The organism is Pseudomonas floridensis, assembly GCF_002087235.1.
Classification (GTDB): domain Bacteria; phylum Pseudomonadota; class Gammaproteobacteria; order Pseudomonadales; family Pseudomonadaceae; genus Aquipseudomonas; species Aquipseudomonas floridensis.
Map to the genome: position 1 here is coordinate 1 of NZ_MUIO01000026.1, position 25,024 is coordinate 25,024.

Genomic DNA, 25,024 nt, shown 5'->3' on the forward strand with positions numbered 1-25,024 from the left:
CATGCTCGAGCATGCCGGGTTGGTTGCAATCAGTCTGCCGTCAGGCGTGACCGGTATTATTGCGCTTTTGCAGCCTTGGCGGCTTTCCACGCCTTGAACTCGGCCCATTCGGCGCGACGCTCATCCTGCCTTTTCTTGATTTCGTCGAACTGTTTCTGCTGATCAGGCTTGAGCAGGGCACGAATCTGGCTGTCGGTTTCGGTGCGCTTGGCGTTGATCTCGTCCTGCATGGCTTTCTGCTCGGGAGCCGGCATCTTGTCCAGATAGCGCTGGGTGATGTCACGACGCTCGTGCATCTGTTCACGCATCAGGCGGTCGATCTGCTGACGCTGTTCACGCGACAGGTCCAGATCACGGAACGGACCAGGGCCTGGGCCACGGTGCATGCCTGGGCCTGGACCGCGATCATCACGTTCCATGTGCATCGCAGGCGCGCCAGCCTCTGGATCTGCAGGTGGTGGTGGAACAGCCATGGCGACGGTCGGCAGGGCAGCGGCAAACATCAAAGCGATCAGGGTCTTGCGCATGGTGTATCTCCTTGTCTCTAGTGCGGCTCTATGCCGTTGAGCCCAGTTTAGGGAGATCAAGGTCAAGCGCGGTCAGGCCTTGGTAAAGCTTGTGTAAGGTCCGTCCGGTATTCAAAGGCTGTAATAGTAGCCGCGGCTGCGCAACGCCACGATCCGCGGACGGCCGTCCGGGTGCGGGCCGATCTTCTTGCGCAGGTTGCTGACGTGCATGTCCAGGCTGCGGTCATAAAGAGTCAGCTTGCGGCCCAATGCCAGTTGCGCCAGCTCCTGCTTGTCCAGCGGTTCGCCGGGCTGGCGTAGCAACGCCTCCAGCAGACGGCTTTCCGAGACGGTCAGGGTCAGTTCCTTTTCATCGATGCTGACCACGCCGCGCACCGGGCTGAAGGTCAGGTCGCCGAGTTCGAGCTGGGTTGAAGACGCCACCGGATGGCTGCGGCGCAATACGGCGCGCAGGCGGGCGGTCAGTTCGCGGGGATCGCAGGGTTTGGCCAGGTAATCGTCAGCGCCCAGCTCCAGGCCCAGAATGCGGTCGAGCGGCTCGCCACGTGCCGAGAGCATCACCACCGGCAGGTCGGGGTGTTCGGAGCGTAACTGTTTGAGCAATTCCAGGCCGCTGCCGTCGGGCAGCATCACATCCAGCACCACCGCTGAAGGTGCGTGCTCGGCAAGTGCCTGACGTGCGCTGTTGCCGTCGTGACAGGCGTGTACCTGAAAGCCTTCCTGACTGAGCCAGCTGCTTAGCAGTTCGCACAGTTCCTGGTCATCATCAATTAGTAACAGCTCGCTCATGACTCACTCAATTTAGCCACTGTCGACGTTGCTTACGCCAACCGCTAACAAATATACCGCACAGAAGGGCAATCATCGCAACGCCGCCCCCTGCGACAAACCACTGTTGTTGCTCGGTCAGCAGGCGTGGCGGCGTGGCTGACAGTGCTTCTTTGAGCTGCAACTTGAGCTTTTGGTTCTCTTGACGCAAGCGCCCCAGCAAGGCGCTGTCGCGTTCGGTGTTCTGTGCCTGGCGCAGCAGTTCTTCACGCTGGCGCTCGCTGTCGCCAAGTCGCGCTTGAAGATCCGCGATCTGGCTGGCTGCGCTCGAATAATGCGCCGGTGGTGCGTTCTCGACGCCATCCACGCCTTGCGCCTGAACCTGCAGGCTTGTTCCCGACATCGCTATCAGCAGACACAACGTACCTGGACGCATCTGAACTCCCATTGACCAGAACTGTTTTTGTTAGGGCATCGGAAGGTTGTCGGCCAGGCGTCGGGAATGTTGAGCGGTGCGGGAGGGAGCGGGGAGGGCGGCCCTGCCGTGTTCAGGCAGGACTGCGCTGCAGGTTCAGCGGTGAATCAGGGCAGAACCTTTTTGAATGGTTTGACCACAACATTGGCATAGACGCCTGCCTCGACGAAGGGATCAGCCTTGGCCCAGGCCTCTGCCGCTGCCAGCGAGTCGAACTCGGCCACGATCAGGCTGCCGCTGAAACCGGCTGCGCCCGGGTCGTTGCTGTCCACCGCAGGGTTGGGTCCGGCCAGTTCCAGACGGCCTGCATCCTTAAGGGCATTCAGGCGCTCAAGGTGCGCGGGGCGTACGCTCAAACGTTTTTCCAGCGAGTTTTCGACGTCAGTGGCGATGATTGCGTAGAGCATGTCAGTCCTCGGATTTGGTCGTGGTGGAGGCCGCGTCGTGCAAGTGACGAGACAGGTAGATGCCTTGGGCGACCAGGAAGATCAGGGTCATGGCCAGGCTGCCGAACACTTTGAAGTCGACCCAGAACTCCTGGTAAGTGAAGGCCACATAGAGGTTGGCCGCACCGCAGAACAGGAAAAAGAAGATCCAGGCGATGTTCAGTTTGGTCCAGATGGCAGCAGGCAGCGTCAGGGCATGGCCCATGATGCGCTGGATCAGCGGTCGGTCACCGATGAAATGGCTGCCGGCAAAGGCCAGCGCAAACAGCCAGTTGACCACCGGCGCTTTCCACTTCAGGAAGGTTTCGCTATGAAAGGCAAGGGTCAGGCTGCCGAACACCAGACAGGCGACGAGGGTCAGCCACTGGCTCTTTTCCAGCTTGCGCTGCTTTATATAGAGGATGCCGTAGACGATCACCGAGCTGATGATCAGCATGGCGGTGGCGCTGAAAATGCCGCCCACCATATAGCTGTGACCCATGATATCCACAGCGCGGGGTTCGGTTTTGTAGACAATGAAAAACAGGAGCAGCGGGATGAAGTCGATGAATTGTTTCACAATGGCAGCCAGAAGCAGGATGTAGCGGCATAATAACAAACATCAATGACTGCGAAAGCACCACTATGAATGTTGATCTGCATTGCCACAGCACCGCCTCGGACGGGGCCCTGTCGCCCGCCGCGCTGGTTGCGCGTGCTTACGAAAATGGCGTGCGTGTCCTTTCGCTCACCGACCATGACACCCTTGAAGGTCTTGAAGAAGCCCGTGCGACCGCGCATTCGCTGGGCATGCAGTTGGTCAACGGTGTGGAATTGTCCTGCACATGGGGTGGCGCAACCATCCATGTATTGGGGTACGCTTTCGACACCCAGGCACCAGCCCTGACCAAAGCGATCACGCGTTTGCACGAAGGACGCTGGCTGCGGGCCGAGGAAATCAGTCGCAAATTGGCGATCAAAGGTATGCCCGGAGCGCTGGAAGGTGCCCGGGCGATCCAGAAAGAGCTGGGCGACAGCGGTAACGCGCCCGCCCGGCCGCACTTCGCCGACTTCCTGGTACGCGAAGGATTCGTCAAGGATCGCGCCGAAGCGTTTCGCAAATGGCTGGGCGCGGGCAAACTGGGCGACGTCAAGCAACACTGGCCGACCCTGGAAGACACTGTGGCGACATTGAGGGCCTCTGGCGCCTGGGTCAGTCTCGCTCATCCTTCGCATTATGACTTTACCCGCAGCAAACGGCGTAAACTGGTCGGCGATTTCATCCAGGCCGGCGGTCACGCCATCGAAGTGGTCAATGGCATGCAGCCTGCCGATCAAGTCGGCACCCTGGCCATTCTGGCGCGTGAGTTCGGCCTGCTGGTAAGCGCCGGCAGCGATTTCCACGGCCCCGGTGCCTGGGGTGAGATCGGTGTCTACCGTCCCGTACCGGAGGATTTGCCGCCCCTGTGGTGCAGATTCAAACATGAACAATCTACTGCCGCCGTCTGAACAGGAAGTTACCGTGAGTCAATTTTTCCAGGTCCACCCGGAGAACCCGCAGCAGCGCCTGATCAAACAGGCCGCGGAGATCATCAAGGCCGGCGGGCTGGTGGTGTACCCGACAGATTCGTCGTATGCGCTGGGTTGCCAGATTGGTGACAAGAGCGCCATCGAGCGAATCCGCCGTCTGCGGCAACTGGACGACAAGCACAACTTCACCCTCATGTGCTGCGACCTGTCGCAGCTGGGGCTGTTCGCCAAAGTCGATACCGGCGCGTTCCGTGCGCTCAAGGCCCATACACCGGGCCCCTACACCTTCATTCTCAATGCCACCCGTGAAGTGCCGCGCCTGGTGCTACACCCTAAACGGCGCACCATCGGTCTGCGCGTTCCCAGCCACCCGATTGCCCAGGCGCTGCTTGAGCAACTGGGCGAACCGCTGATGAGCGTCAGCCTGATCATGCCCGGCGACACGGTGCCGCTGAGCGATCCGTATGAAATGCGCCAGATCCTCGAGCATCAGGTGGACCTGATCATCGATGGCGGCATGGGCGGCATTTCTGCGTCCACGGTCATCAACCTGTCCGAAGGCGAGCCGCAAGTGATTCGCGTCGGCTGCGGCGATCCGACGCCGTTCGGTGAAGACGCGTAATGACAGTCGTGGAGACGGTGGACAGTCAGGCCGATGCCCAGCAGGAGCTGCCGTTTGCGCTGGTCTACGGGCAGGCGCTTACGCAGATGCCGCTCGACCTCTACATTCCGCCGGATGCGCTGGAAGTCTTTCTCGAAGCCTTCGAAGGCCCGCTCGACCTGCTGTTGTACCTGATCCGCAAACAGAACATCGACATCCTCGACATCCCGGTGGCAGAAATCACCAAGCAGTACATGGGTTACGTCGAACTGATGAAAACCGTGCGCCTGGAGCTGGCGGCCGAGTATCTGGTGATGGCCGCCATGCTTGCCGAGATCAAGTCGCGCATGTTGCTGCCGCGTTCGGCGGAAGTCGAAGAGGAGGAAGGCGATCCGCGTGCTGAGCTGATCCGCCGTCTACAGGAGTATGAACGTTTCAAGGCCGCCGCCGAAGGCATCGACACGTTGAAACGGGTAGGGCGCGATGTCATCGTGCCAAAGCTGGATGCCCCCGAAGCCCGCGCCCGCAAGCTGTTGCCGGATGTCAGCCTTGAAGAGGTGCTGATGTCGATGGCCGAAGTGCTGCATCGTGGCGACATGTTCGAAAGCCATCAGGTCAGTCGTGAAGCGCTGTCCACCCGCGAGCGCATGAGCGACGTGCTGGAGCGTCTCAAGGGTGGCGGTTTCGTGCCGTTCGCCGAGCTGTTCACTGCCGAGGAAGGACGCCTCGGTGTGGTCGTGACGTTCATGGCGGTCCTCGAACTGGTCAAGGAATCGCTGGTCGAGCTGGTCCAAAACGAGCCCTTTGCGGCGATCCATGTCAGGGCGCGAGCCGAGTAGAGCCAGAGCACATCCATGAACCTCAACGAACCCCGTGAACTGGCTCCACTGCTTGAGGCCTTTCTGCTGGCCTCCGGAAAGCCGCAGACGCTCGACCGTCTCTATGAGCTGTTCGAAGAAGGCGAACGTCCGGAGCCGCCGGTATTCAGGAAAGCCCTGGAAATACTGCGCAAATCCTGCGAGGGTCGGGCCTTCGAGCTCAAGGAAGTCGCGTCGGGCTACCGCCTGCAGATACGTGATAAGTTTTCGCCCTGGGTCGGTCGGCTGTGGGAGGAACGGCCGCAACGCTATTCGCGGGCGATGCTGGAAACCCTGGCGCTGATTGCCTATCGCCAGCCGATCACTCGCGGCGAGATCGAGGACGTGCGTGGCGTGGCGGTCAACAGTCACATCGTCAAGACACTGCTGGAGCGCGAGTGGATCCGCGTGGTGGGCTATCGTGACGTGCCGGGCAAGCCTGCGATGTTCGCCACCACCAAAGCTTTCCTCGATCACTTCAACCTCAAAAGCCTCGACGAACTGCCGCCGCTGGCGGACCTGCGTGAGATGGAAACCGAGCCGGAAATGGACTTCGAAGATGCTCCTGTTCCTGCGCACCTTCAGGCACTGGCCGACGCCAGCCTCGACGCCGAAGAGGAGCCTGAGCCGGCGCGTGACGAAACCAGTTTCCGCAGCCTGCTGGTCGAGCTGGACTCGATGGAACAGGGGCTCAAGATCGATTTCGATGACTTGTTGAGAGCCGGGCCGGAACCCACCGATGAAGAAGATCCTGATCAGGCAATTGACCCGGAGAGCGAGCGCGGAGCGTCCTGAGCTGCAATGCAGCGCTGCGTTGGAATGCTGCGCATCGTTGGTGTTGCGTCATGTCCTGATCTTCATCACGTCGAATTCATCTACTCACCCGCGGTCAGACGTTCAGTCACCTTCCCCATGAGAATTGCGGCCCATGAGTTCAACCAAGAACCCCTGCATCAGCCTGTGCAAATTCGACGACGATATTTGCCTGGGGTGCGGTCGCAGCAAGCGTGAAATCAAGGGCTGGAAAAAACTGGAGAAGGACGAAAAGCGTGAGGTGCTGAGCGAGTCTGCCAAGCGCCTGGCGAAGCTCAAGACCGGCGGTCGCAAAAAGAAGAAGTGATCCGCTCAATTGAGCTGCATGCCAGGTGCGCGACAGAGCGCATGGGCGTATGATGGCCGACCCTCGGCGATAACCTTCGCCAAGGCTTCAAGTATTTCGCCTTGCCGCTGTCCACGGCGCGCAGGGCACAGGTCTCACCGGTTCTCGGTCAGCCCTGATTCGACACACCGGGAGGTGCCCAGATGAGTGAAAAAGACAAGCAGGACAGCCAGGAAATCGGACCCGCAGGCGAAAAGCTGCAGAAGGTTCTGGCGCGCATTGGCGTCGGCTCGCGCCGCGATGTAGAGGCCTGGATCACCCAGGGCCGCATCAAGGTCAACGGCAAGGACGCGACCCTCGGTCAGCGTGTTGACCTGCATGACGCCATCAGCGTCGACGGTCGCGTGATCAAGCGCGAAGAGGCAGCCGAAACGGTTCGCCGCGTCATCATGTACAACAAGCCCGACGGTGAAATCTGCACCCGTGACGACCCGGAAGGCCGTCCGACCGTGTTCGACCGTTTGCCGCGCCCGAAAGAAGGCCGCTGGATCAACATCGGTCGTCTGGACATCAACACCACCGGTCTGCTGATGTTCACCACCGACGGTGAACTGGCCAACCGCCTGATGCACCCGTCGTTCGAAATGGACCGCGAATACGCAGTCCGTGTCCGTGGCGAAGTCGATGACGACATGCTGCTGCGTCTGAAGAACGGCGTGATCCTCGAAGACGGTCCGGCGCGTTTTACCGACATCCAGCAGGCGCCGGGCGGCGAAGGTTTCAACCACTGGTACCACTGCGTGGTGATGGAGGGCCGTAACCGTGAAGTACGCCGTCTCTGGGAATCCCAAGGCCTGGTGGTCAGCCGCCTGAAGCGCGTGCGTTACGGACCGGTGTTCCTCAACTCCGATCTGCCTATGGGCCGCTGGCGCGAAATGAGCCAGTACGAAGTCGACATTCTGGCAGCCGAAGTCGGTCTGACACCTGTGGCTCAGCCGCAGATGAACGCCAAGACCAAGGAAAAGCTCGAGCGTCTGCAGCGTCAATCGTCCCGCCCGCTGGGCAAGGGCGAGCGCGTTCGCACATTGCGTCCTGCCGCTGGCGCGCCTGCGTCGGGTGACCGTGCGCCGCGTCAACCGCAGATCACCGGCAGCGACCGCGATCGTCCGCGTGGCGATTCGACTCAGCGCCCTTCACCGCGCAAAGATTCCGGCAAGCCAGGCTCGCGTGCGCCACGTCCGGCCGACAACAGCCGGGGTACTCCGGTTGCCGAGCGTCCGAGCGAGATGAACAAGCGTCCGGCCAAGCCGGCGCCCAAGCGGGCCGGTATCAAGCTGGTCGACGACGATGCGCCGTCAGGCAAGCGTCGCGGCCCACCGGCAGGTTCCGGGCAGCGTCCGGGCTTCGGTCGTCGCAAGCCGCAGTAAGCGTGGCGTGTGACCCGTGTGAGTGAGTTGACAGCTACGCCAGTCCTTCGCGGCTGGCGTTGTCGTTTTCGGATGTTACCGATGCCTTGTAATCATTTGAATAAACACGCTTGCGTCCCTTTTAAACCCCGATCTTGAGGCCGGTGTACAATGCCGCGCTTTTTTCTGTGAATCACTGCTGTTTGAAACCGCTCGGGGCTTACCCGTCCCACGCGCCGCATTCTGTTGCGTCACGAGCGCAACAGGTCCTATTCCGTCACAGAACAAGAACAATCAGGTGGCATTGAATGAGTGAAAACACCTCACCCTCAGGCGAGTTGAAGCGTGGTCTGAAGAATCGGCACATCCAGTTGATCGCCCTGGGCGGCGCTATCGGCACAGGGCTGTTCCTTGGTTCGGCAGGCGTGCTGAAGTCAGCCGGGCCTTCGATGATTCTCGGTTACGCGATCTGCGGCTTCATCGCCTTCATGATCATGCGCCAGCTTGGCGAGATGATCGTCGAAGAGCCGGTGGCCGGATCCTTCAGCCATTTCGCGCACAATTACTGGGGCGGTTTCGCCGGATTTCTGTCCGGCTGGAACTGCTGGTTGCTGTACATCCTGGTCGGCATGTCGGAACTGACAGCCGTCGGCAAATACATCCATTACTGGCTGCCTGATATCCCCAGTTGGGTTTCGGCGGCGGCGTTCTTCATCTTCATCAACGTAATCAACCTGGCCAACGTCAAAGTGTTCGGCGAGACCGAGTTCTGGTTCGCGATCATCAAGGTGGTGGCGATCATCGGCATGATCGCGCTGGGCAGCTATATGCTGGTCAGCGGCAGTGGCGGGCCTCAGGCGTCGGTCAGCAACCTCTGGGCGCACGGCGGGTTCTTCCCCAATGGCGTCAGTGGTCTGGTCATGGCGCTGGCGATCATCATGTTCTCGTTCGGTGGTCTGGAAATGCTCGGTTTCACCGCCGCCGAAGCCGAACAGCCCAGGACCGTGATCCCGAAGGCGATCAATCAGGTCATCTACCGGATCCTGATTTTCTACATCGGAGCGCTGGTGGTGCTGCTTTCGCTGACGCCATGGGACAGCCTGCTGACCAGCCTCAACGCCTCGGGCGACTCGTACAGCGGCAGCCCGTTCGTGCAGGTATTTTCGATGCTGGGCAGCGACACCGCCGCGCACGTTCTCAACTTCGTGGTGCTAACGGCTGCGCTGTCGGTCTACAACAGCGGCACTTACTGCAACAGCCGGATGCTGGTCGGCATGGCCGAGCAGGGCGATGCGCCCAAAGTGCTGGCGCAGGTGGACAAGCGCGGTGTGCCGGTCAAGGCGATCTTTGCCTCGGCGGCGGTGACGCTGGTGGCGGTGCTGCTCAATTACTTCATTCCCCAACATGCGCTGGAATTACTGATGTCGCTGGTGGTAGCCACGCTGGTCATCAACTGGGCAATGATCAGCTACTCGCACCTGAAATTCCGTCAGCACCTGAACCGTACGCAACAGATCCCGCTGTTCAAAGCCTTATGGTATCCATACGGCAACTATTTCTGCCTGGCGTTCGTGGTCTTCATTCTGGGCATCATGCTGATGATCCCCGGCATTCAGGTCTCGGTGTATGCGATACCGGTCTGGCTGGCGGCGATGTGGGTCTGCTACCGGATCAAGACCAGGCGTAGTCCTGTGGTGGTGCCTGCTGCCGTGAAATGACGTGATCTGCACATGAAAACCCGGGCTCACCAGGCGGGGTTTTTCATGAGGGCGATACAGTGCTGCCGCAGGGGCGTATCCTTGACGTCCGTTTCCGACTTTCTGCAGATGTTTTCATGCTGGTGATTTCCAACAACGTCCACCTGCCGGACACCGAAATCGAGTTGACCGCCATCCGCGCCCAAGGCGCAGGTGGGCAGAACGTCAACAAGGTGTCCAGTGCCATGCATTTGCGTTTCGACATCAACGCCTCGTCGTTGCCGCCTTTCTACAAAGAGCGGCTGCTAGCGCTGAGCGACAGTCGGATAACCAGCGATGGCGTGATCGTGATCAAGGCTCAGCAGTACCGCACGCAGGAGCAGAACCGTGCCGATGCGTTATTGCGCCTGAGCGAGTTGATCGTCAATGCGGCCAAGGTCGAGAAGAAACGCAGGCCGACGCGACCGACGCTGGGCTCGAAGACCCGGCGACTGGAATCCAAGAGCAAACGCGGCTCGATCAAGGCAGGGCGGGGCAAGGTGGATTTCTGAGCGGATAGGCGACGCTTGTCACCGTGGGTGACTGGCGCCGCCTCTTCAGGCGCGCTTAGCGAGCCGCTTTCTGCTGGGTGTCGTGACGACGCAGGGCACGAACCTTGTTCAGGGTATCAGCGCAGGTCTTGGCCGCTTCCTCGCCCTTGTGCACGAAGTGATCGAAGAAGAATTTCTGATGTTCTTCGCCAGAATGGAAATGATGCGGCGTCAAGACCACGGAGAACACCGGGATTTCGGTTTCCAGCTGGACTTGCATCAGTGCGCTGACCACCGATTGCGCGACGAATTCGTGGCGATAGATGCCGCCGTCCACCACCAGTGCGGCGCCTACGATGCCGGCATAACGACCTGAATTGGCCAGCAGTTTGGCGTGCAGCGGGATCTCGAAAGCGCCGCCCACTTCAAAGAAGTCGATGTCGCTTTCGGCGTAGCCATGGTTGGCCATTTCGGCGACGAAACCTTTACGGCTCTGATCGACGATTTCCTTGTGCCAGCAGGCTTGAATGAACGCAACGCGCTCGTTTGGATGACTTTTGCTTTTGCTGTCGATTGCAGTAGGTTGCACGTGTTCTGACTCCTGTTTATAGAAAAAACAGGGCATTTGGATCGAAAGGGATTCTAGTCGCGTAGGAAAACCACTTGAACGCTGTCGTTCAAGCTGGGGTTTTGCAGACGTTCTTGTAGACGCCACTCCCGCTCTCTCTTCATCCGGACTATGACCGTCGGCCCCGGAATCACACCGGGTCTGCTGACCTTGCGAATCGTCAACCGTGGTTGCCAACCCTCAAGCGCTCGCGGGCTAGATGCATTGCGCATCATTACCGCCGGTGGGGAATTACGCCCCGCCCTGAGAACGTTGCCGACACATTTCGTGGCTGGCGCGGGATTTTTATCACAGATCTTGTGATCTTGCATGGACACTTTCGTACGGTAAACCTGCCTTTTCCTTATAAGGAGGTACGGTATCAGGCATGTTCAGGGTTGATTATCATGGGTTCCGGCCTTAGTAATGCCTTGTTGCAACCTTCAGGTCGCATGCATTATCGACCTTCGAATTTCAGGGAGCTTTTTCGTGATGGTCATCGATCTGCGCAGTGACACCGTTACATTGCCGACGGCGGGCATGCTCGATGCCATGACCCAGGCGCCCGTTGGCGATGATGTCTATGGCGAAGACCCGACAGTCAACCTTCTCGAAGCCACCCTGGCCGGACGCCTGGGCTTCGATGCTGCGCTTTTCGTGCCGTCCGGCACCATGAGCAATCTGCTCGCCCTGATGGCGCACTGTGAGCGTGGCGATGAATACATTGTCGGCCAGCAGGCACACACTTACAAATACGAAGGTGGTGGCGCTGCCGTGCTGGGCTCGATCCAGCCACAACCGCTCGATGTTCAGGCCGACGGTTCGCTGGACCTGCAGCAGGTCAGTGAAGCCATCAAGGCCGATGATTTCCATTTCGCCCGCACGCGTCTGCTGGCGCTGGAAAACACCATGCAGGGCAAGGTGCTGCCACTGTCCTATCTGGCCGCCGCACGCGCCTTGACCCTGGACAAGGGCCTGGCGCTGCATCTGGACGGCGCGCGGCTGTACAACGCCGCGGTCCGGCTGGGTGTCGATGCGCGTGATATCGCCAGCCATTTCGATTCCGTATCGGTCTGCCTGTCCAAAGGGCTGGGTGCTCCGGTGGGTTCGGTGCTGTGCGGTTCCGATGCGCTGATCGCCAAGGCACGTCGGCTGCGCAAGATGGTGGGCGGCGGCATGCGTCAGGCCGGCTCGCTCGCTGCCGCCGGGCTCTATGCGCTGGATCATCAGGTCGAACGCCTGGCCGATGATCATGCCAATGCGCAGTTTCTGGCCGAAGGTCTGGCCGGTCTTGGCTATCATGTCGAGCCTGTACAGACCAATATGGTGTACGTGCACGTCGGCGATCGGGCTGCGTCGCTCAAGGCATTTTGTGCTGAGCGCGAAATCCGGCTGGTCGCCGCGCCGCGCCTGCGAATGGTCACTCATCTGAATGTTTCCCGTGCAGACCTCGAACGCGTGATCGCTGCGTTCGCCGGGTTTGCACGCCAATGACATGCCAATAGTCCAGTTACTTGTCTCTATCGTACAAACAGACTGTACCGAGGACGCAACGCCTATATAATGCGGCCCTTTGCCGTCGCTACGTCTTTGACGTTTTGCAATTGCCTCTGGCCGCCGTCTCCGTGGAAGAACCTATGAAAAGCGCAGAAATCCGTGAAGCCTTCCTTGGCTTCTTCGAAGAGCAAGGCCACACCCGTGTCGCCTCCAGCTCCCTGATTCCGGGCAATGACCCGACCCTGTTGTTCACCAACGCAGGCATGAACCAATTCAAGGATTGCTTCCTGGGTCAGGAAAAGCGTGCTTATACCCGCGCCGTCACCAGCCAGAAGTGCGTGCGTGCCGGCGGCAAGCACAACGACCTGGAAAACGTCGGCTACACCGCCCGCCACCACACCTTCTTCGAAATGCTGGGCAACTTCAGCTTCGGTGACTACTTCAAGCGCGATGCGATCACCTACGCCTGGACTTTCTTGACTTCGGAGAAATGGCTGAACCTGCCCAAGGAAAAGCTCTGGGTCACGGTCTACGCCACCGACGATGAAGCCTACGACATCTGGACCAAAGAGATCGGCGTGCCTGCCGAGCGCATGGTTCGCATCGGCGACAACAAAGGCGCGCCTTACGCGTCCGACAACTTCTGGACCATGGGTGACACCGGCCCGTGCGGTCCATGCAGCGAGATCTTCTTCGATCACGGCCCGGAAATCTGGGGCGGCCCTCCAGGCTCGCCGGAAGAAGACGGTGACCGCTACATCGAGATCTGGAACAACGTTTTCATGCAGTTCAACCGCACGGCTGATGGTGTACTGCACCCATTGCCAGCACCATCGGTCGATACCGGCATGGGCCTGGAACGCGTCAGTGCGGTGCTGCAGCACGTTCATTCCAACTATGAAATCGATCTGTTCCAAAGCCTGCTGTCCGCATCGGCCAAAGCCATCGGCTGCACCAATGACAATCAGGCGTCCCTGAAAGTCGTCGCCGACCACATTCGTTCGTGCGGTTTCCTGATTGCCGACGGCGTGTTGCCATCCAATGAAGGCCGCGGCTATGTGCTGCGCCGCATCATTCGTCGCGCCTGCCGTCACGGCAACAAACTGGGCGCCAAGGGCAGCTTCTTCTATCAGATCGTTGCCGCGCTGGTCGCGGAAATGGGGGCTGCGTTCCCTGAACTGGTTCAGCAGCAGGCGCACATCGAGCGCGTGCTCAAGGCCGAAGAAGAGCAGTTCGCCAAGACGCTGGAGCAGGGCCTGAAGATTCTCGAGCAGGACCTGGCCGAGCTCAAAGGTTCGGTGGTACCGGGTGAAGTCGTGTTCAAACTCTACGACACCTACGGCTTCCCGATGGACCTGACCGGTGACATCGCCCGTGAGCGCAATCTGACACTGGACGAAGCAGGCTTCGAACGCGAAATGGAAGCCCAGCGCGTGCGTGCCCGTTCGGCCAGTTCGTTCGGCATGGACTACAACAGCCTGGTCAAGGTCGACGCGGCAACGCTGTTTACCGGCTACTCGGCCACCACCGGCAGCGCCAATGTCGTGGCTCTGTACAAGGACGGCCAGTCCGTTCAGCAGTTGAGCGAAGGCGAAGAGGGCGTCGTGATTCTCGACACCACGCCGTTCTACGCCGAATCCGGCGGTCAGATCGGTGACAGTGGCTTCCTGCAGGCAGGCGATGTGCGTTTCGACGTGCGCGACACCACCAAGACCGGTGGCGCATTCCTGCACCATGGTGTGGTGGCCAGTGGCAGTCTGACTGTTGGCACCCAGGTCGAAACCGACGTATCGGCCGAGGTTCGTCAGGCAACAGCACTCAATCACTCCGCCACGCATTTGCTGCACGCCGCATTGCGCCAGGTGCTGGGCGATCACGTTCAGCAGAAAGGCTCTCTGGTAGACAGTCAGCGCCTGCGCTTTGACTTCAGCCACTTCGAGGCAATCAAGCCTGAGCAATTGCGTGCGCTGGAAGACATCGTCAACGCCGAAATTCGCAAGAACACCCCGGTCGTGACCGAAGAAACCGACATCGAAAGCGCCAAAAAGCGTGGTGCGATGGCGTTGTTTGGCGAGAAGTACGGCGACAGCGTTCGCGTACTGAGCATGGGCGGCGATTTCTCCGTCGAGCTGTGCGGCGGCATCCATGCCAACCGTACCGGCGACATCTCGCTGCTGAAGATTGTCAGCGAAAGCGGCGTCGCTGCAGGTGTGCGCCGGATCGAAGCGGTCACCGGCGCTGCGGCACTGGCCTGGCTGAACTCGGCCGAAGACCAACTCAAGGAAGCCGCGACGCTGGTCAAAGGCAATCGCGACAACCTGCTGGACAAGCTGACGGCTGTGCTGGAGCGCAACCGTCTGCTGGAAAAACAACTGGAACAGCTGCAGGCCAAGGCCGCCAGTGCCGCAGGTGACGATCTGTCGTCCGCTGCGCTGGATGTCAAAGGCGTCAAGGTTCTGGCCACGCGCCTGGATGGTCAGGACGGCAAAGCGCTGCTGGCGCTTGTCGACCAGTTGAAGAACAAGCTCGGCCGCGCAGTGATCCTGCTCGGCAGTGTTCATGAAGACAAGGTTGTCTTGGTTGCAGGCGTGACCAAGGACCTGACTGGCCAACTCAAAGCCGGTGATTTGATGAAACAGGCGGCCGCGGCAGTAGGCGGCAAGGGCGGCGGACGCCCTGACATGGCTCAAGGTGGTGGTGTCGATGCAGCTGCGCTGGATGCTGCGCTGGCACTGACCGTTCCTTTTGTAGAGCAGGGTATCTGAATCGAATACGCAGGCCTGTTCCTACACGGCAGGCCTGATAGGCGAATTCGACTATCAATGGGTGCTCTTAACGGGTTCTGAGGCGGCTTTGAGATGGCTTTAATCGTACAGAAATTTGGCGGCACTTCCGTGGGCTCCGTGGAGCGCATCGAGCAGGTCGCCGACAAGGTCAAGAAATTCCGCGAAGCGGGCGATGATCTGGTCGTGGTGCTGTCGGCCATGAGCGGCGAAACCAATCGCCTTATCGACCTGGCCCGGCAGATCAGCGATCAGCCGGTTCCACGCGAGCTGGACGTGATCGTGTCCACGGGCGAGCAGGTCACTATCGCACTGCTGGCCATGGCGCTGATGAAGCGCGGTGTGCCGGCGGTGTCGTACACCGGCAATCAGGTGCGCATTCTCACCGACAGCGCGCACAATAAGGCGCGCATTCTGCAGATCGATGACCAGAAAATCCGTAATGACCTCAAAGAAGGTCGCGTGGTGGTGGTCGCCGGTTTCCAGGGCGTCGACGAGAACGGCAACATCACGACCCTGGGTCGTGGTGGTTCGGACACGACGGGGGTCGCGCTCGCGGCTGCACTGAAGGCCGATGAATGCCAGATCTACACCGATGTCGATGGTGTCTACACCACCGATCCGCGGGTTGTGTCACAAGCGCAGCGCCTGGACAAAATCACCTTCGAAGAAATGCTGGAAATGGCCAGCCTCGGTTCCAAGGTGCTGCAGATCCGGGCCGTCGAGTTTGCCGGCAAGTACAACGTCCCGCTGCGCGTACTGCACAGCTTCAAAGAGGGTCCGGGCACCCTCATTACCATTGATGAAGAGGAATCCATGGAACAGCCGATCATTTCCGGCATCGCTTTCAACCGCGATGAAGCCAAGCTGACGATCCGTGGCGTGCCAGACACTCCGGGCGTGGCGTTCAAGATTCTCGGTCCGATCAGTGCGGCGAACATCGAAGTCGACATGATCGTGCAGAATGTCGCGCACGATAACACCACCGACTTCACCTTCACGATTCACCGCAACGACTATCAGGCAGCGCTTCAGGTGCTTGAAACCACGGCGCGTGAAATCGGCGCCCGTGAAGTGTCCGGTGACACCAAGATCGCCAAGGTCTCCATCGTCGGCGTGGGCATGCGCTCCCATGCCGGCGTTGCCAGTCGCATGTTCGAAGCGCTGGCCAAGGAGAGCATCAATATCCAGATGATCTCGACCTCGGAAATCAAAGTGTCCGTGGTGATCGAAGAGAAGTACCTGGAGCTTGCAGTGCGTGCATTGCATACGGCTTTTGAACTGGATGCTGCTCGACAGGGTGAGTGATCCGTCTTCGCGCGGCGCGGCCTGGCTGCGCCGTGTGAGGGTTACGCAGAAAGGCTGTTCTTTTCTTTGCCTTAGTTGATACTCAGGCCATGTCCGCAGCCTTCGCAGGTGCGGGCTGTGCCTACCGGTTGTGCAGACTGTTGTTCCTGAATGATTGCGTAAGGAGAAAGGTATGCTGATTCTGACTCGTCGGTGCGCGGAAAGCCTGATCATTGGTGATGGCGAAATCACTGTCACCGTGCTGGGCGTCAAGGGTAACCAGGTGCGTATTGGTGTCAATGCGCCCAAGGAAGTCGCGGTTCACCGTGAAGAGATTTACCTGCGGATCAAGAAAGAGAAGGACGAAGAACCAAGCCATTAATTTTTATTGAATTTTTGGTTTGCAAACGGGGAAAAGGGTGGTTATTATACGCCCCGTGTTGCGGAGAGCTGGCCGAGTGGCCGAAGGCGCTCCCCTGCTAAGGGAGTACACCTCAAAAGGGTGTCGGGGGTTCGAATCCCCCGTTCTCCGCCATTATTTATGTAGTGCGTCAGATTTGGCTTGATCGGTAAGTTATTGAATTTACTAGAAAAAGTGCTTGACTAAACGATCTGACGACCTATAATGCGCGGCACCAACACATGCACTCGTAGCTCAGCTGGATAGAGTACTCGGCTACGAACCGAGCGGTCACAGGTTCGAATCCTGTCGAGTGCACCATTTAAGGTTAGTTTCAACGTTGTAAGTTATTACAGCAATGAAGTTAGCTGGCTTCAACCAGAGGTGATCTGGTCTAAAAACACCAATGCACTCGTAGCTCAGCTGGATAGAGTACTCGGCTACGAACCGAGCGGTCACAGGTTCGAATCCTGTCGAGTGCACCAAACACCAAAAAGCCCACATCGAAAGATGTGGGCTTTTTGCTTTCTAGCGTTTGCCTTTAACGCAGCCATGTTCGTCGAATGTTACGGTGTTGCTACGGCCCTTCTTCAGGTTGTACACGTAACGCAGTTCGCCGTTATTGTTTGTGACCTTGTCCGGTCGTCCAAGCAGGCTTTCTACATCGCGTTGTGTCATCCCGGGTGGCGTGCGCTGATTGATGATGGCTCGTCGGCGCTGGTCGGCGCTTAATCGGTTGCCGCACCCGTCGTCTCGCTGGCCGACAATCACGATTTGTTTATCCGTACCGCCTGCACCTCTCTGGCGCTCTCTGTCATCTGCCGGAAGCAGCATCGGTCCGTCCGTGCTACCCGGTGGCGCGTTGAATGCTCGCTGTGAACGGCTGCTGTGTCCTTCGGGGCAGCCTAGCGTGGTGAACGTCACCTTGCCGTTTGCGTCTTCGCAACGTTGCACGGTGTTGGCCTGAGCGATAAAGGGTAGGTAGAGCAGGGCGCTCCATAGCGGAATACAGATAGTGATGCGCATGGTCGGGTCCTTTGCGACGACAGTCGTCACAGCCTAGCGACAGACCCTGGCCTGGGCGAACGTGTTTTATTGGCTGGATGTGACGTCGAACCGCTGATGGTTAGCGGAACGTTTGAAGTTTACGTCGCAAGCGACTGTTCTAGACTGAATTTCCCGCGTGCGATCCGCTCAAAGCGGTGTATCATTGCGCCCGTCAGCCCCGCCGGGGCTTGTGGAATACCTCCATGGACTTACCCAGTAGTTACTCAATAGTTTGTTTCAACAATCATGAATTAACTGATTGATCTCCCCGGCGTGCTCCGCTGCTGGGAGTGGAGTTCGCCTATGACCGAAAGAGAAGTTAAAAAAACGCAGGAAAGCTTGCAGGATCGTCTTGCTCAAGTCATCGAGCTACTGCAGCGCCAGCGTATTGTTGAGGACCTGACTCATCGCCAGGAAGGTCAGCATCAGGATCGTGTAGAAAACCTGGTTCACCGGCAGAACCTTGTCGAGCTGCAACGCAAGCTCGACGACCTTCACTCCGCCGACGTCGCCTATATTCTCGAAGCCTTGCCGCTGGAAGACCGCCTCTCCGTATGGCAGTTGGTCAAGGCAGAGCGTGATGGCGACATCCTTCTGGAAGTTTCGGACTCCGTTCGTGAGACCCTGATCGCCGACATGGACGATCATGAGTTGCTTGCTGCTGCCCGTGAAATGGACGCCGACGAGCTGGCCGACCTAGCCCCGGAACTGCCTCGCGACGTTGTTCATGAGCTCATGGAAGCGCTGGATTCACAACAGCGCGAGCGCGTGCGTTCAGCCTTGTCCTACGATGAGGACCAGGTCGGCGCGCTGATGGACTTCGAGATGGTGACGATCCGCGAGGATGTCAGCCTTGAAGTAGTCTTGCGTTACCTGCGCCGACTCAAAGAATTGCCTGGTCATACCGACAAACTGTTCGTCGTCGACGTGGACGGTGTGCTCAAGGGCGTGCTGCCGATCAAGCGCCTGCTGGTCAATGATCCTGACAAGCAGGTCGGCGAAGTCATGGCCAATGACCCGGTCAGCTTTCATCCGGAAGACGATGCCTATGAGGCCGCGCAGGCGTTCGAGCGTTATGACCTGATTTCCACGCCCGTCGTCGACAAGAACGGCAAGCTCATTGGTCGTCTGACCATCGACGAGATGGTCGACTTGATTCGTGAAGAGAGCGAAAGCGAAGTCCTCAACATGGCGGGTCTGCGCGAGGAGGAGGATATCTTCGCCTCGGTGTGGCGTTCGCTGCGTAACCGTTGGGCCTGGCTGGCGGTCAACCTGATCACGGCCTTCCTGGCGTCCCGGGTTATCGGCTTGTTTGAAGGTTCGATCGAAAAGCTGGTAGCGCTGGCAGCATTGATGCCGATCGTGGCTGGCATCGGCGGCAACTCCGGTAACCAGACGATCACCATGATCGTTCGCGCCATGGCGCTGGATCAGGTCAATGTCGGCAATACCTCACGGTTGCTGCGCAAAGAGCTTGCGGTTGGCTTGATCAACGGCCTGCTTTGGGGCGGGGTAATTGGTGTTGTGGCTTACATGCTCTACGGCAGTTGGTCGCTTGGTGTGGTAATGACTGCCGCGATGACGCTTAACCTGCTGTTGGCTGCGCTGATGGGCGTGTCCATTCCGATGGCGCTGGCCAAGCTCGGTCGGGATCCTGCCATGGGGGCCAGCGTCATGATTACGGCGATGACCGACAGTGGTGGCTTCTTTATCTTTCTTGGGCTAGCGACCATCTTTCTGCTTTAAAACGCAGCCACAAAAAAACCGCCATTCAGGCGGTTTTTTGTGGTTGTTGTAGTGATGCTTCCTACAACAACTAAAGGCAGTTCTTAGAGTAAAAAAGGCCAGCTTGCGCTGGCCTTGAACTCTTTGCTGCCGTCACGGTGCTTACTTAAGCAAGTTCCGTGTCTTGAGCGATCAGCGACACCAAGGCATTTTGCTGCCTGTGTGAAAGCTGACGGAAACGTTGCAGCAATTCACGCTCGTGCAGAGACAGCTCAGGACTGTCAAGACGCAGGCTTGGCTCATCGCCAAGAGCGCCTTCCTGAATCAGACTTTGCTCGAGACGAGCAATGATTTCCGAATTCATGCTGCGGTGATGATTCTTGGCTACCTCGTGCACGCGATCACGCATGCCGTCTGGTAGGCGAACAACGAACTTGTCAGCCGTGCGGCTGGAATAAGTAGCCTGTTTCATAGGGCTCATATATTTAACCGGTTAGTTCAGGGGAAGCGGTTCTAGCAAGTGGCCGCAAGATTGTGATCATGGGACAGTCATTTTGGCCAAATGTTCCACCGCGTTGTCGAAAGGGGCTGCATCATCCCCTATTACGTCGAATCCTTGGCGTCAATTCTGTGACAAATATTGACTCAGATAAAGGCGTTTAGCCAGCACCAATCATCAGAATTGCGAGCTGATGTGTAAAAACAATCACAACCGCTCAGCTGATAGCAAGATCCCCGCCTGACTACTTTTTGCCATGATGGCTATCTGTCTTCAGCGTAGAAGGTAAATGATTGAAATACGAGTGCGTGCCGACAAACGCGAGGCCTGGCAGACGGAGAGAAGGGGAGTGAGGAGCGCCGACAGCGGGGAAGCCCGGCGGGCCGATGATCCAGTCAGAGGCAGGTTGAGCCTTTTCCGACCAGTACAGCCATCAGCAGCTTGGAGATTTCAGATCAGCGAAGAACCGGATCGAATTTGAAGCGACGGCCAACTACCAGAGCAACGACGAACAGGCTGGCAAATATACCGGCACCAATTTTTGCTGCCGTACTCAGCGCCTGAGCATGGGCTGGGAGAAGAAGATCAACGGCAACCGCCATAAGTGCCAGGATCATGAAGGACAAAGCGGATTTCGACATGGCTACTCTCTCGTGAAGGTGGGCTATGTGTAACGGTCTCAGAAAATCCAGCGCTGCTCGGCACGAGGTGCCTGCAGATTTTCCTCAGCGTCGTTGGTCAGCATAGCTGCATTGGCGCTTTTGCCAGTCATCACGGCAAGCTGTGGAGCCTGACTGAGGCGGATCTCGTGCTGTTGCACATTGATCTGATCATTCTTGAGGCCCGTGTCCTGAAAATGAAATGCAATGAGAGCTACCAGAGCTGCTGCGTTCAACACTGAGAGAGTCATGTTCATTTTTCAGTACCTGTGCCCGGACATCATAAGGGAGGGGTGGTTCGCTGATACTGATAATGCAGTCTGCATGCCAACTGAAAATGTTAAAAAAATCATTTAAAAACAATGGCTTACATAATGATAAAAATGTCCCTCTCTTGCGTTTTGCAATGATGGCTTTTTGGGGTAATGCAATTTGCATGATCGGCTGAAAGTGGCCGCTGCCCGCGGATAGAGACTACGTGCCTGGCGGACAATGACGACATGACAAAACCGCTCTGGATCGTTAAGATGCTCGCCGTCCTCGCTGGCACCGATCGGTGTGTCGGCATCAGTGTCTCAGTAGCTCAATTGGATAGAGCATCCCCCTCCTAAGGGGAAGGTTGGCAGTTCGAACCTGCCCTGGGACACCATATTTGGCTAGACTTTGCGATTTGGCGATCCAATTTTCAGTACGGTTAGTCACTACTTCGGTCACTACTTCTTTCTCATCGTTTCAGGTGTCTTCAGGTCCTCGATTGCTGCCGGGCATTCAATCGAACGTAGATAGGCAAACTCTTAAGTCTTGGGTGGGGTCCACCTCCAGCGGTGACACAAGATACCTGCTTGCAGATCTAGGAGAACCCTTCATCACCGAAGTCATCATGCAGCGGCAAGCTACCAAATCTGCCATCTGAATCTCTAAAATGGGCGCCTAGGTTTTCTCCCAGCAAATCCACACGATTAGCAAAGCCACACTGCTCAGCGCTGTCATCATCCACATTGCCATCCGCCAATCGGCGGCGTCTGCGATGAGTTTGCCAACTGGGACGCCTACGACCGATGCGATCGAGATTCCTACCAAGACTCTACCTATCGCCACGCTTTCATTGCGGCCTTGCGACAATGACTTCGCGGCCAGAGAGGCGTTTGTCCAGAAAACAGCAACACCAATTCCTCCTGGTACGCGACCAATGAGGATGATGTAGTAGCCGCTAAAGACTGCGGAAATCCCATTCCCGAGAACAAGTGCCACGCACGCGGCGATGAGAAGGTATCGTTTGGAGGCTCGGTGTGCTAGAACACCAATGATTGGCGCGCTGATGCCCATGCCTAAAGCAAAAGCTGTCACCAGCCCACTCGCCGCGTCAATAGTGATGGCCAGCGATGTTGCAATTTCAGGTAGTAAACCTGCGACGATAAATTCAGAGGAGAGCATTACAAATGCAGTGAAGGTCAGCGCATAGACCCTTGGGTTGATCGTGCTGCGGTCCTGGTGTCATCGGAAAAACCATCCTCTGAGTTCAGTGGACACGGCCTGCCAAGAAGGGGCGTTTGGTGAAATTTTCTCGGGGTGGGCAGGGCGCTTACTCAGGCTCTCTGAATAGCCTGATGAAGCGTTTATAGAAGCAGGATGAGCAAAACCGCGACAGCCACAAAGCTATCGCGGTTGTTCTGCGTTTTAGCAGTTAGCGTCGGCCAAGCCAGCCTCGATGAAGCGAACGGAACTCACCATAGCCTGCTGACCTTCTGGCAGCATGGTGGCGTAGAAATGCCAGGCGTGGAACATCGCAGGCCATACTTCCAGGTTCACGCGAACTCGGTTATCAGCCAGGTGAGTTGCAAGGCGCATTGCATCACTCAACATCAGCTCGTTCTCGCCGATCTGCACCAAGATTGGTGGAAGACCGGTGACGTCCGCAAACACAGGTGAGGCCAGAGGATGATTGGCCAATGTGTCGCCTAGGAATGCTCTGGCGAGGATGTCCAAGACAGGCTTGGAGTTCAGAGGATCCAGACCTTCACGGTTGCTCATGGAAGCGCCGGTGTGTTCAAGGTTCGCCCATGGTGAGATGGAGGAGCCAACCGCAGGCAATGGAAGCCCTTTCGATTTAGCTGCGACCATGATGCTGACAACCATTGCGCCGCCAGCCGACTCGCCAGAGAACGCAATTTTATTAGCCGGAATTTTCTGCTCAAGCAACCATTCGTAAGCGCGCAATGTGTCGTCAATAGATGCTGGAAACTTGTGCTCAGGAGCGAGGCGGTAGTCCGGCATGTACACACGAGCACCGAGCATTTTCGCGTAGTTGCCGCCTATACCGTGGTAGCCGTCTGAACGTCCTACAATGTAGGCGCCGCCGTGGATGTACATCACGACCGCGTCGGTTTTGATCTCGTCCGGAGTAACCAGAGTGCCGGGTACGCCACCCATGTCGACTGCTTCGAATTTAACGCCAGCTGGCGCTGGATTTTGCGCGAGCATTTTTGCGTAAGAGTCGCGGATGTCGCTCATTTTTGTGGTGGTATCGATTCCCTTAAGAACGGGTACCAGATCGCTGAGGCTGTTGGCCCAGGTTTGGACGGCTGCTTGGACTTTAGTATTCATAATGACCTCAATTGATCGCTGGGAGTGGATTAGCTAATCGAGATACTATGCTTGGTATTGGGGAATAGGGTTCCCCATAACAGGTGCTAAACCGCCCGAACGTCGAGACCTCTGAGGCCGTATGGAACTCCATAACCTGAATGATATCGCCGCGTTTGTAAGCTCGGTAAACGCTGGAAGCTTCACTGCGGCGGCAAAACAGCTTGGCCTTACGCGCTCTGCAGTGGGGAAGTCGATAGTCAGGCTCGAGGCTCGTTTACAGGTACGTTTACTGAATCGCACTACGCGCAGTTTAAGCATGACGGATGACGGCCAGGTTCTGTATGAGCGTTGCGTGGGCGTTCTTCAGGATCTGGACGACGTGGAAGACGCCTTGGCGTTTCGCCGATCGACTCCTAGTGGACGGCTGCGGATGAGTCTGCCGGTTGCGTTGGGCAGGCTTCATGTCCTTCAGCACATTGAGTGCTGTCTTAAGGATTGGCCCCCCTTGAGCGTGGATATCACCTTTTCTGACAGGCTGGTCGATCTGATCGATGAGGGATTCGATTTGGCCATACGCATCGGGCCACCGAAGGAAGATTCTCGGTTGTTAACGCGCACTGTGGCCTACCAACAAATGATTACCTGCGCTTCCCCCAAATATTTGGCTGAGCATGCCGAGCCTAAAACGCCGGAGGATTTATCCGAGCACCAGTGCCTGCATTTCGTGAGCGGTGGGAGGTTGCTTCCTTGGAATTTTCGCGTGAATAGTAGCTCTGTGTCCGTTACTCATGGTGGAAGGCTACAGATGGACAGTGCCGAGTCATTGCACCAGTCAGTTGTCGCTGGCTTGGGTATCGCGACGCTGCCTTCCTACGTGGTTAACGACGACTTGCGCAGCGGCAAGCTCGTTCAACTGCTCGCGGAGTACGCAGAGGCAGCGGAGCCTATTCGCGTGATCTACCCCAGTAAACGTCACCTCTCTCCCAAAATTCGACTCTTCATCGATAAGCTCGTAGAGGCTTGGTCGCCTTGTCCGCCGTGGGAACAGTCGACGGAAGGTCTTCACTCTGCCTAGCCGTCAGCGGCAAATCGGAGCGCCATGTCATCCGCCGCAACACCAGCCATACACCCTCAAAACTCAAGCACTAACGGCCTTACTCTCCATGCGGCGTCGTCTGAATACATGGACAGAACGTAGCCGGAGCAGTTGGGCACGTGGTGGGTGATCTCGTATTCACGCCAGTCGGCCATGGCGCTTGCGTCGATGATCAGTGGATTGCGTTCGATCAGCCAGGCCACGGCGTTGATGAACTGCCCGTGCGAAAACGCGGCAATGTTTTGAGCGGGATGCTTTGCAAGCTCGTTGAGAAAGCGTTGGGCTCTGAATATGAAGTCGTGGAATGACTCGGCGCCTGTGCCGTCCGTGAACGTGGGATCTGACCTGGCCCAGTAGGCTTCTACCCAGCCTCGTCTTTGGCTAACGGTCGTATTGGCACACCGTGTGGGTTCAAGGTAGGTGAATTCATGAATGGGCCAGGTTTCGAACGGTACGGTAGAAAAGGCGGCTACGGTGGTCATCGCGGTCGCTTGCGCTCGCGAGAACGGTGAGGCGACCAGCAGATCAGGTGCGTGGACGAATGAAGTGGCGACTGACTGTGCTTGTTCGACACCTTTCGATGTGAGGGGAATGGTCGCGTGATCCAGACTCGGTTTACCGGCGTTGGCCGCACTTTCTCCATGCCGGATTAGCGTGACCCGCTTCATTGAACAGATACTCGGACAGCGGACATTCATTTTCCCCGATTGGTGGCGTCGTCGTTTTTCACCGCTCGTATGACGGGATGCCAGGCCCCTTGTCAGACTCCATCAACGCATGTAAGTAATGTCCGGCCAACCCCGAAGTTACAATGAACGGTCAAGAGGAAGCGCTATCGGCGTCCATAAGACATAAGAAACATCGCACAAAGACAGTAAGGCTCACCAACAATGAGAGCCAAGTCGATCCAGGCAATAACGACC

General features: G+C 57.8%; 27 protein-coding genes, 4 tRNA genes and 1 riboswitch. Of the genes, 18 read left to right on the forward strand and 13 right to left on the reverse strand.

Going from position 1 to position 25,024, the window contains the following annotated elements:
• Positions 1-56: 56 nt before the first annotated feature.
• The 5 genes from BZK31_RS09635 to BZK31_RS09655 all read right to left on the reverse strand — a co-directional run bounded on the left by BZK31_RS09635 (position 57) and on the right by BZK31_RS09655 (position 2,775).
• Positions 57-527 carry a Spy/CpxP family protein refolding chaperone gene (locus BZK31_RS09635; protein WP_083182473.1) on the reverse strand — a complete coding sequence of 157 codons (471 nt, stop codon included), beginning with the start codon at positions 525-527 and terminating at the stop codon, positions 57-59.
• 111 nt (positions 528-638) lie between these two features.
• Positions 639-1,316, reverse strand: a complete 678-nt coding sequence (locus tag BZK31_RS09640; protein ID WP_083182474.1) for a response regulator transcription factor — start codon at positions 1,314-1,316, stop codon at positions 639-641.
• A gap of 7 nt (positions 1,317-1,323) precedes the next feature.
• Positions 1,324-1,731, reverse strand: coding sequence for an SH3 domain-containing protein (locus BZK31_RS09645; protein WP_083182475.1), 408 nt, complete (start codon positions 1,729-1,731; stop codon positions 1,324-1,326).
• Positions 1,732-1,877: 146 nt separating this feature from the next.
• Positions 1,878-2,177, reverse strand: coding sequence for a YciI family protein (locus tag BZK31_RS09650; protein ID WP_004884303.1), 300 nt, complete (start codon positions 2,175-2,177; stop codon positions 1,878-1,880).
• A 1-nt stretch (position 2,178) separates the two neighbouring features.
• On the reverse strand, positions 2,179-2,775 hold the full coding sequence (locus tag BZK31_RS09655; protein WP_083182506.1) for a septation protein A: 597 nt from the start codon (positions 2,773-2,775) through the stop codon (positions 2,179-2,181).
• A gap of 65 nt (positions 2,776-2,840) precedes the next feature.
• On the opposite strand from BZK31_RS09655, the gene BZK31_RS09660 reads away from it, so the two are divergent.
• From BZK31_RS09660 to arfB, 8 genes are all read left to right on the forward strand, one after another.
• Positions 2,841-3,704 (forward strand): PHP domain-containing protein, encoded by an 864-nt coding sequence (locus tag BZK31_RS09660; RefSeq protein ID WP_083182476.1) that lies wholly within the window; start codon positions 2,841-2,843, stop codon positions 3,702-3,704.
• A gap of 13 nt (positions 3,705-3,717) precedes the next feature.
• Positions 3,718-4,347, forward strand: coding sequence for an L-threonylcarbamoyladenylate synthase (locus BZK31_RS09665; RefSeq protein WP_087881653.1), 630 nt, complete (start codon positions 3,718-3,720; stop codon positions 4,345-4,347).
• Positions 4,348-4,466: 119 nt separating this feature from the next.
• Complete coding sequence (locus BZK31_RS09670; RefSeq protein ID WP_208617194.1) at positions 4,467-5,165, forward strand: segregation and condensation protein A; 699 nt, start codon at positions 4,467-4,469, stop codon at positions 5,163-5,165.
• Between the two features lie 15 nt (positions 5,166-5,180).
• Complete coding sequence (scpB, locus tag BZK31_RS09675; protein WP_083182479.1) at positions 5,181-5,978, forward strand: SMC-Scp complex subunit ScpB; 798 nt, start codon at positions 5,181-5,183, stop codon at positions 5,976-5,978.
• Between the two features lie 133 nt (positions 5,979-6,111).
• On the forward strand, positions 6,112-6,303 hold the full coding sequence (locus BZK31_RS09680) for a DUF1289 domain-containing protein (protein WP_083182480.1): 192 nt from the start codon (positions 6,112-6,114) through the stop codon (positions 6,301-6,303).
• 182 nt (positions 6,304-6,485) lie between these two features.
• Positions 6,486-7,709, forward strand: a complete 1,224-nt coding sequence (gene rluB, locus BZK31_RS09685; RefSeq protein WP_083182481.1) for a 23S rRNA pseudouridine(2605) synthase RluB — start codon at positions 6,486-6,488, stop codon at positions 7,707-7,709.
• A gap of 287 nt (positions 7,710-7,996) precedes the next feature.
• Positions 7,997-9,406: an amino acid permease gene (locus BZK31_RS09695; RefSeq protein WP_083182482.1), complete on the forward strand. Its 1,410-nt coding sequence runs from the start codon at positions 7,997-7,999 to the stop codon at positions 9,404-9,406.
• Positions 9,407-9,522: 116 nt separating this feature from the next.
• Complete coding sequence (arfB, locus tag BZK31_RS09700) at positions 9,523-9,936, forward strand: alternative ribosome rescue aminoacyl-tRNA hydrolase ArfB (protein WP_029242307.1); 414 nt, start codon at positions 9,523-9,525, stop codon at positions 9,934-9,936.
• 55 nt (positions 9,937-9,991) lie between these two features.
• Here the strand turns inward: arfB and BZK31_RS09705 are convergent, their stop codons facing one another.
• Positions 9,992-10,504 (reverse strand): 6,7-dimethyl-8-ribityllumazine synthase, encoded by a 513-nt coding sequence (locus BZK31_RS09705; protein WP_083182483.1) that lies wholly within the window; start codon positions 10,502-10,504, stop codon positions 9,992-9,994.
• Between the two features lie 126 nt (positions 10,505-10,630).
• Positions 10,631-10,798, reverse strand: a riboswitch (FMN riboswitch).
• A gap of 213 nt (positions 10,799-11,011) precedes the next feature.
• Here BZK31_RS09705 and ltaE point away from each other — a divergent pair.
• From ltaE to BZK31_RS09740, 7 genes are all read left to right on the forward strand, one after another.
• Positions 11,012-12,016, forward strand: a complete 1,005-nt coding sequence (gene ltaE / locus BZK31_RS09710) for a low-specificity L-threonine aldolase (RefSeq protein ID WP_083182484.1) — start codon at positions 11,012-11,014, stop codon at positions 12,014-12,016.
• 143 nt (positions 12,017-12,159) lie between these two features.
• Positions 12,160-14,784, forward strand: coding sequence for an alanine--tRNA ligase (gene alaS, locus BZK31_RS09715; protein WP_083182485.1), 2,625 nt, complete (start codon positions 12,160-12,162; stop codon positions 14,782-14,784).
• Between the two features lie 93 nt (positions 14,785-14,877).
• The gene (locus BZK31_RS09720) at positions 14,878-16,110 is read left to right on the forward strand and encodes an aspartate kinase (protein ID WP_073166215.1); all 1,233 of its coding nucleotides are present in this window, start codon (positions 14,878-14,880) and stop codon (positions 16,108-16,110) included.
• Between the two features lie 172 nt (positions 16,111-16,282).
• Positions 16,283-16,471, forward strand: coding sequence for a carbon storage regulator CsrA (gene csrA, locus BZK31_RS09725; RefSeq protein WP_002554426.1), 189 nt, complete (start codon positions 16,283-16,285; stop codon positions 16,469-16,471).
• A gap of 62 nt (positions 16,472-16,533) precedes the next feature.
• Positions 16,534-16,624: transfer RNA gene (locus BZK31_RS09730), tRNA-Ser, on the forward strand.
• 109 nt (positions 16,625-16,733) lie between these two features.
• Positions 16,734-16,810 (forward strand) — tRNA-Arg (locus BZK31_RS09735).
• 87 nt (positions 16,811-16,897) lie between these two features.
• Positions 16,898-16,974 (forward strand) — tRNA-Arg (locus tag BZK31_RS09740).
• 43 nt (positions 16,975-17,017) lie between these two features.
• Here the strand turns inward: BZK31_RS09740 and bamE are convergent.
• Positions 17,018-17,515 (reverse strand): outer membrane protein assembly factor BamE domain-containing protein, encoded by a 498-nt coding sequence (bamE, locus tag BZK31_RS09745; protein ID WP_083182486.1) that lies wholly within the window; start codon positions 17,513-17,515, stop codon positions 17,018-17,020.
• Between the two features lie 324 nt (positions 17,516-17,839).
• Between bamE and mgtE the strand changes: the two genes are divergently transcribed.
• Positions 17,840-19,282, forward strand: a complete 1,443-nt coding sequence (gene mgtE / locus BZK31_RS09750) for a magnesium transporter (protein WP_083182487.1) — start codon at positions 17,840-17,842, stop codon at positions 19,280-19,282.
• A 145-nt stretch (positions 19,283-19,427) separates the two neighbouring features.
• Here the strand turns inward: mgtE and BZK31_RS09755 are convergent, their stop codons facing one another.
• The 3 genes from BZK31_RS09755 to BZK31_RS09765 form a co-directional block, all read right to left on the reverse strand.
• Positions 19,428-19,742, reverse strand: a complete 315-nt coding sequence (locus BZK31_RS09755) for an Arc family DNA-binding protein (RefSeq protein WP_083182488.1) — start codon at positions 19,740-19,742, stop codon at positions 19,428-19,430.
• A gap of 473 nt (positions 19,743-20,215) precedes the next feature.
• Positions 20,216-20,401, reverse strand: coding sequence for a PA3371 family protein (locus tag BZK31_RS09760; protein ID WP_083182489.1), 186 nt, complete (start codon positions 20,399-20,401; stop codon positions 20,216-20,218).
• A 38-nt stretch (positions 20,402-20,439) separates the two neighbouring features.
• Entirely contained in the window at positions 20,440-20,676 is a 237-nt protein-coding gene (locus BZK31_RS09765; protein ID WP_083182490.1) for a hypothetical protein, read from the reverse strand.
• Positions 20,677-20,991: 315 nt separating this feature from the next.
• On the opposite strand from BZK31_RS09765, the gene BZK31_RS09770 reads away from it, so the two are divergent.
• A tRNA-Arg gene (locus BZK31_RS09770) sits at positions 20,992-21,068 on the forward strand.
• Between the two features lie 281 nt (positions 21,069-21,349).
• Here the strand turns inward: BZK31_RS09770 and BZK31_RS09775 are convergent.
• Both BZK31_RS09775 and BZK31_RS09780 read right to left on the reverse strand, forming a co-directional pair.
• Positions 21,350-21,895, reverse strand: a complete 546-nt coding sequence (locus BZK31_RS09775) for an MFS transporter (RefSeq protein ID WP_341865291.1) — start codon at positions 21,893-21,895, stop codon at positions 21,350-21,352.
• Positions 21,896-22,096: 201 nt separating this feature from the next.
• Positions 22,097-23,023 (reverse strand): alpha/beta hydrolase, encoded by a 927-nt coding sequence (locus BZK31_RS09780; protein ID WP_167377899.1) that lies wholly within the window; start codon positions 23,021-23,023, stop codon positions 22,097-22,099.
• Positions 23,024-23,144: 121 nt separating this feature from the next.
• Between BZK31_RS09780 and BZK31_RS09785 the strand changes: the two genes are divergently transcribed.
• Positions 23,145-24,080: a LysR family transcriptional regulator gene (locus BZK31_RS09785; protein WP_083182491.1), complete on the forward strand. Its 936-nt coding sequence runs from the start codon at positions 23,145-23,147 to the stop codon at positions 24,078-24,080.
• Positions 24,081-24,136: 56 nt separating this feature from the next.
• Here BZK31_RS09785 and BZK31_RS09790 read toward each other — a convergent pair whose 3' ends face one another.
• Positions 24,137-24,769, reverse strand: a complete 633-nt coding sequence (locus tag BZK31_RS09790) for a histidine phosphatase family protein (RefSeq protein ID WP_083182492.1) — start codon at positions 24,767-24,769, stop codon at positions 24,137-24,139.
• Positions 24,770-25,024: the final 255 nt, after the last annotated feature.